Genomic DNA, 6259 nt, shown 5'->3' with positions numbered 1-6259 from the left:
ACAAGGTGATCCTGCAGACCCTGCTGGCGCCAGGCGACAAAATGCTGCTCGATCGCAACTGCCACAAGTCGGTGCACCACGGCGTGATCCTGTCGGGCGCCTTGCCGGTTTACCTCGATTCCAGCACCAATCTGGAATACGGCCTGTTCGGGCCGGTGCCGAAAGCCACCATCTTCAAGACCATCGAAGAGAACCCCGACGCCAGCGTGATGATCCTCACCTCGTGTACCTACGACGGCCTGCGCTATGACCTGGAGCCGATCATTGCCGCCGCCAAGCGCCATGGCATCAAGGTGATCATCGACGAGGCCTGGTACGGGCATGGTCGCTTCCACCCGACCTTCCGGCCCACCGCGCTGGAAGCCGGGGCCGACTTTGCCACCCAGTCCACCCACAAGGTGATGAGCGCCTTCTCGCAGGCATCGATGATTCATGTGAACGACCCGGAGTTCAATGAGCATGTGTTCCGCGAGAACTACAATATGCACACCTCCACCAGCCCGCAGTACAGCATGATCGCCAGCCTGGATGTGGCGCGCCGGCAGATGAGCATGGAAGGCTACAAGCTGCTGGATCGCACCCTGGCCCTTGCTGCCGAATTGAAAGGCCTGATCAATTCGACCGGTGTATTCCGGGTGCTGGAGCTGGACGATCTGCTGCCGCCCGAAGTGAAGAACGATGGCGTGCGCCTCGACCCGACCAAGATCACAGTCGATATCTCGGCCTGCGGCTATACGGTGGATGAGCTGCAGAAAGTGTTGTTTGAGCGCTACAACATCCAGATCGAGAAATCGACCTTTAACACCATCACCCTGCTGCTGACTATCGGTACCACCAAGAGCAAGGTGTCGCGTTTGTACGACGCCTTGATGCGCATCGCGCGCGAGGCCAGAGCGCCGCGCCGCATCTACCGCACCCCGGCGATTCCGCACTTCACCTCGCTGAAATTCCTGCCGCGCGATGCCTTCTATGCCGAGGGCGAACTGGCGCCATTGCTTGATGAAGCCGATCAGGTCAACCAGAAACTGGCAGGCCTCGTCTGCGCCGACCAGATCACGCCCTACCCGCCGGGCATTCCGGTGCTGGTGCCGGGGCAGGTGATCACGCCGGACATCATCAGCTACTTGGTCAACCTGCTGCGCAGCCAGAAGCAGGTGGAATTGCATGGCGTGGTGTTCGATGGCTGGCTGCCGTGCATCCGCGTACTGCGCCCGGCCGATGAAGCGAGCATCCGTCCGCTGGACTGCGCGCGCTGAAGCGCGCATGCTGTAACGCCATGACCCGCGAGACAACCGTCCTTGTCGAACAGAGTCCGGTCGGGGCCCGAGAGGTCAGCGCGCTGAATGAAAAGGCGTGGCTGACCCAGTTCGGTGACCCGCAGGGATCGCGTGCGCTGGCACAGCATGCGCTTGCCGCTGTCCGCTTGGTGGGGGATGAGTGCGGCGCGGCGTATGCGCGCATCTCGCTCGCTTGCTACGAGATGCGCCACGGCGACAGGGAGCTTGCCGAGCGTGAATTCAGCGAGCTGAAACAGTGCTTCGCACAACGCCACGACCTGCTTGGCGAATTGCGCGCCTGCTTTGGACTGGCGGTGTTGTATAGCCGTGCCGGCAATACCGAATCGGCCTATGCCGAGTTGATCGGTTTTTCTACCGGCCTTGATCGGCTGGCTGCGGTCGATGCCTTTGTGGTGAGCAATGCCTTGGGCGCCATCTGTGCCGATGGAGGCCTCAAGGACGAGGCCATGCGCTTTTTCTACAAGGCGCTCAATGCCGCGCGCGAGCTGCAATCCAATGACCACCTCACGCTGGTGCTGTCCAATCTGGGCGATGTGCAGCACAGCGCCGGTAATTATGAAGACGCGGTGCGTTTTCTGGTGGAGGCCTATGATCTGGTGGCTCAGTCACAGCTGGCCTCGCTGGGCCCGCTGGTAGCCGGCAATCTGGCCATGTGCCAGCTGGCTATCGGGGCGCATCAGGCCGCATACGAGACCATTGAACCGTATCTGAGCATGGGCAAGGACTATGTTCATATCGGTCGCTCCGACAAGGCGTTTTTCCAGTCGATCGCCGCGCATACTTTTGCCGCGCGCGAAGAGTGGGATGCCGCCAAGGCCTGTATCGCCACCGCACTGGAAAGCGCCGATGCGCTGAACGATCTGCAGGTGTGCACGCATTGCTACTGGGTGTGCGGCTTGATCGAGCGCGGCCAGGGGCGTCTGGGCGAGTCACTGGAGGCCTTGCGCAAGGCCGAGAGCTATCTGGGCCGCTTGCGTGATCCGTATTACCCGATCCAGCTGTATCGCGAGCTGTCCCGCGTTCATGCGGCACTGGGGCAGTGGCAGCCTGCCTATGAGTATCTCGAGCGCCATCAGCAGCTGTATCAATGCTCGCTCGGCAGCGCCACCCGGGCGCGGGCGCAGATGTTGCAGATCCAGAGCGAGTTGGCCGACGCCGAGCGCGAGCGTGACTTTGCCATTCAAAAGCATGCCGAGGCCGAGCGTGGCCGGCGGGAGCTGGAAGCGCTCAATTCCGAGCTGGCGTTCAAGGTGGATGAAATCCAGCGTCTGCAGGCCAAGCTGCGCGATCAGGCGATTCGCGACCCGCTCACTGATCTGTATAACCGGCGCTATCTGCAAGAAGAGTTGTCCAACGAAATCCGCCTGGCCGAGCGCCGCTACTACCCGATCAGTATCGTGCTGATCGATCTCGATCACTTCAAGCGAGTCAACGATGGCCATGGTCATCCGGTTGGCGACAAGGTGCTGGTCGAGCTGGCTGACTTGATGCGCGCCAATATCCGTGGCTCCGACTTCGCTTGCCGCTTCGGTGGCGAAGAGTTTTGCCTGGTGCTGTCCGATATCGGGTTGGACCGCGCCCTGGTGCGTATTCATCATCTGCTGGAGCGCTTCCGCGCGCTTAGCGTGCCACTAGCTGATGGCGGTCGCCTGGCGGGCCTGACCTTTTCTGCTGGCGTGGCCGAGTATCCGCGCCACGGCCGCAGTGCCGATGCCTTGCTCAAGGCGGCAGACAGCGCGCTGTATCGCGCCAAGGCGGCCGGGCGCGATCGCATATTCGAAGCAAAATAGGTCGCATTGGCGACATTTTGTGTCGCATGGATGAAATACCTGCTTGACCGGTGTTGCTGCTTCGGCGAAGCTCAGCCTTTTCCGCAACGCAACAAAGACCAGGTCCATCATGCCCGCCAAGCACTTTCTGCAGTTTTCCGACTACACCCGTGATGAATACGAGCATCTGTTTGCTCGCACCCGCGTGCTGAAGGAAAGACTGCGCCGAGGCGAGGTCTACCAGCCGCTGGTGGGCAAGACGCTGGCGATGATCTTTGAAAAAAGCTCGACCCGCACCCGGGTTTCCTTTGAAGCCGGCATGAATCAATTGGGCGGTCACGCCATGTTTCTCGCTTCCAAGGACACCCAGCTCGGGCGCGGCGAGCCGATCGAGGATGTCGCCCGGGTGATCGGCCGCATGTGCGATGTGATCATGCTGCGCACCTATGAGCAGACCATTGCCGATACCTTCGCCCGCTACTCGAATGCGCCGGTGATCAATGGCCTGACCAATGAATACCACCCCTGCCAGACCCTGGCCGATGTGTTCACCTATATCGAGCAGCGCGGTGCCATCGATGGCAAGACGGTGGCCTGGGTGGGCGACAGCAATAATATTTCGCGCACCTGGCTGCAAGCTGCCCGCATCTTCAACTTCAAGCTGCGTATCGCCACGCCCAAAGGCTATGAGATGACGGTGCTGGACGGGCAGGACTACAGCGCCCATCTCGAGCAGACGCATGATCCGCGCGAGGCGGTCGAGGGTGCCGATATCGTGTCTACCGATGTGTGCGTGTCCATGGGCTTCGAGCGCGAAAGCCTGCAGCGACGGGTAGATTTTCTGCACTACAAGGTTAGCAGTGATCTGATGAAGCTGGCCGACCAGGATGCGGTATTCATGCATTGCCTGCCGGCTCACCGCGGCGAGGAGGTGGACCCCGAGGTGCTCGACGGTCCGCAATCCATCGTGTGGGATGAGGCGGAAAACCGCATGCATACCCAGAAAGCGCTGATCGAGTATATGCTGCTGGGCCCTGTGAATAGCTAAAGAGGGCTACTGCATGATTGATCACACCGGTGTTTTCGTCAGTGACTTTGCCAAGAGCAAGGCGTTTTACGAGCAGGCACTTTCCGCCATCGGCTATGCAAAATTGATGGAGTTTCCCGCCAGCGTGACCGGTCACACCGATGTGGCCGGTTTCGGCGAGGCCGCGACGGGCAAGCCCGACTTCTGGATTAGTGCCGGCACCCCGAATCAACCCACCCTGCATATCGCTTTTCGGGCCGGGAACCGTGCCCTGGTAGATGCTTTTCACCAAGCCGCCCTGCAAGCGGGCGGCCGTGACAATGGCGGCCCGGGTCTGCGTACTCATTACCACCCCGATTACTACGGCGCCTTCGTGCTGGACCCGGATGGGCACAATATCGAAGCGGTCTGCCACACCCCGGAGTAAACATGCCGCATCTTGTTGTTGAATACGGCCGGCAGCTGCCGGACCTGCCTGCCTGGCCCACCTTCTTCCAGGCGGCGCATGCTGCGCTGGCGGGCACTGGCCATATCGTCCCGGCCGAGATCAAGAGTCGCGCCGTGCCGCTTGATGACTGCTATGTCGGGGATGGCGATCCGACTCGTGGCTTCGTGCATATCCGGCTATATATGCTCGATAACCGCAGTGATGCGCAAAAGCAGGCTGCGCTGGTCGCCTTGCGTGAGGTGGCACAACAGCACTTTGGCGCCTTGCTGGCCCATCCGGAACAGGAAGTCTGCCTGGAGCTGCTTGATATCCGGGCTCCGTATTACGCCAAGCTCATATCCTGAGCGGCGCTTGGTTTTGCATTCGAACGGCATCAAGGAAAGCATCATGTCCGATATCAAGAAAGTCGTGCTGGCCTACTCGGGCGGCCTCGACACCTCCGTCATCCTCAAATGGCTGCAGGATACCTACCAGTGTGAAATCGTCACCTTTACCGCCGACATCGGTCAGGGCGAGGAGCTGGAGCCGGCGCGCGCCAAGGCGATCCAGCTTGGTATCAAGCCGGAGAACATCTACATCGACGATTTGCGCGAAGAGTTCGTGCGCGACTTCGTGTTCCCGATGTTCCGCGCCAATACCGTGTACGAGGGCGAATACCTGCTCGGTACCTCGATCGCTCGCCCTTTGATCGCCAAGCGACAGATCGAAATCGCCAATGCGACACACGCCGATGCGGTAAGCCATGGCGCCACCGGCAAGGGCAATGACCAGGTTCGCTTCGAGCTTGGCTACTATGCGCTCAAGCCCGGCGTGAAGGTGATTGCGCCGTGGCGCGAGTGGGATTTGCTATCGCGGGAAAAGCTGCTCGCCTACGCCGAAAAGGCCGGCATCCCCATCGATATGAAGCACAAGGCAGGTGGTGCGCCGTACTCCATGGATGCCAACCTGCTGCATATCAGCTTCGAAGGTCGCCATCTGGAAGACCCGAAAGCCGAGGCCGAAGACAGCATGTGGCGCTGGTCCGTGTCGCCCGAGGCCGCGCCCGATGCGCCGGAATACGTCGATATGGAGTTCGAGGCTGGCGATCTGGTTGCCATCAATGGCACGCGGATGAAGCCGCATGAATTGCTCGCCGCGCTCAATGCGCTGGGCGGCAAGCACGGCATTGGCCGGCTCGACCTGGTGGAGAACCGTTATGTCGGCATGAAGTCGCGCGGCTGCTATGAAACACCGGGCGGCGCCATTTTGCTCAAGGCGCATCGCGGCATCGAGAGCATTACGCTCGACCGTGAAGTGGCGCATCTGAAGGACAACCTGATGCCGCGCTATGCCGAGCTGATCTACAACGGCTATTGGTGGAGCCCGGAGCGGCGTGCCATCCAGGCCTTGATCGACAATACCCAGCAATTCGTCAACGGCTGGGTGAAGGTCAAGCTGTACAAGGGCAGTGTGTCGGTGGTGGCGCGTGACTCCAAGGACACGCTGTTCGACCAGACCATTGCTACCTTCGACGACGATGGCGGCGCCTACAACCAGAAAGATGCCGAGGGCTTTATCAAACTCAATGCCCTGCGTCTGCGCATTGCCGGCAGAAAACGGCGTTAGAATCCAATTCTTGAAAAACCCGGCCTGGCGCCGGGTTTTTTGTTCAGTAATGGTTTATTGGCGCGCTTATACCTTTGCGCCTTTGTGTGTAGACAGATTCGAGGAGACAGCA

6 protein-coding genes are annotated in these 6259 nt (G+C 60.4%); all 6 read left to right on the top strand.

The window, feature by feature from the left end:
- A partial coding sequence (locus ACE3OH_RS18000; RefSeq protein ID WP_374356346.1) for an aminotransferase class I/II-fold pyridoxal phosphate-dependent enzyme occupies positions 1-1256 on the top strand: 1256 nt, incomplete at its 5' end.
- 20 nt (positions 1257-1276) lie between these two features.
- Positions 1277-3088 carry a diguanylate cyclase gene (locus ACE3OH_RS17995; protein WP_374356344.1) on the top strand — a complete coding sequence of 604 codons (1812 nt, stop codon included), beginning with the start codon at positions 1277-1279 and terminating at the stop codon, positions 3086-3088.
- Positions 3089-3197: 109 nt separating this feature from the next.
- Positions 3198-4115, top strand: coding sequence for an ornithine carbamoyltransferase (gene argF / locus ACE3OH_RS17990; protein WP_374356341.1), 918 nt, complete (start codon positions 3198-3200; stop codon positions 4113-4115).
- A 13-nt stretch (positions 4116-4128) separates the two neighbouring features.
- The gene (locus ACE3OH_RS17985; RefSeq protein WP_374356338.1) at positions 4129-4521 is read left to right on the top strand and encodes a VOC family protein; all 393 of its coding nucleotides are present in this window, start codon (positions 4129-4131) and stop codon (positions 4519-4521) included.
- A 2-nt stretch (positions 4522-4523) separates the two neighbouring features.
- Positions 4524-4886 (top strand): 5-carboxymethyl-2-hydroxymuconate Delta-isomerase, encoded by a 363-nt coding sequence (locus ACE3OH_RS17980; protein ID WP_374356335.1) that lies wholly within the window; start codon positions 4524-4526, stop codon positions 4884-4886.
- A 43-nt stretch (positions 4887-4929) separates the two neighbouring features.
- Complete coding sequence (locus ACE3OH_RS17975) at positions 4930-6147, top strand: argininosuccinate synthase (protein ID WP_374356332.1); 1218 nt, start codon at positions 4930-4932, stop codon at positions 6145-6147.
- The last annotated feature ends 112 nt before the right edge of the window (positions 6148-6259 follow it).

Origin of the sequence: Chitinimonas sp. (assembly GCF_041904975.1) — a bacterium.
Classification (GTDB): domain Bacteria; phylum Pseudomonadota; class Gammaproteobacteria; order Burkholderiales; family Chitinimonadaceae; genus Chitinimonas.
Note: the sequence above shows the minus strand (reverse complement) of the source record. Positions and strands in the feature narration are given on the sequence as shown.

Bases quoted from the DNA above. Each gene is read 5' to 3' on its own strand.
- ACE3OH_RS17985 (WP_374356338.1), top strand. From the start codon at position 4,129: ATGATTGATCACACCGGTGTTTTCGTCAGTGACTTTGCCAAGAGCAAG.
- ACE3OH_RS17975 (WP_374356332.1), top strand. From the start codon at position 4,930: ATGTCCGATATCAAGAAAGTCGTGCTGGCCTACTCGGGCGGCCTCGAC.
- argF (WP_374356341.1), top strand. From the start codon at position 3,198: ATGCCCGCCAAGCACTTTCTGCAGTTTTCCGACTACACCCGTGATGAA.
- ACE3OH_RS17995 (WP_374356344.1), top strand. From the start codon at position 1,277: ATGACCCGCGAGACAACCGTCCTTGTCGAACAGAGTCCGGTCGGGGCC.
- ACE3OH_RS17980 (WP_374356335.1), top strand. From the start codon at position 4,524: ATGCCGCATCTTGTTGTTGAATACGGCCGGCAGCTGCCGGACCTGCCT.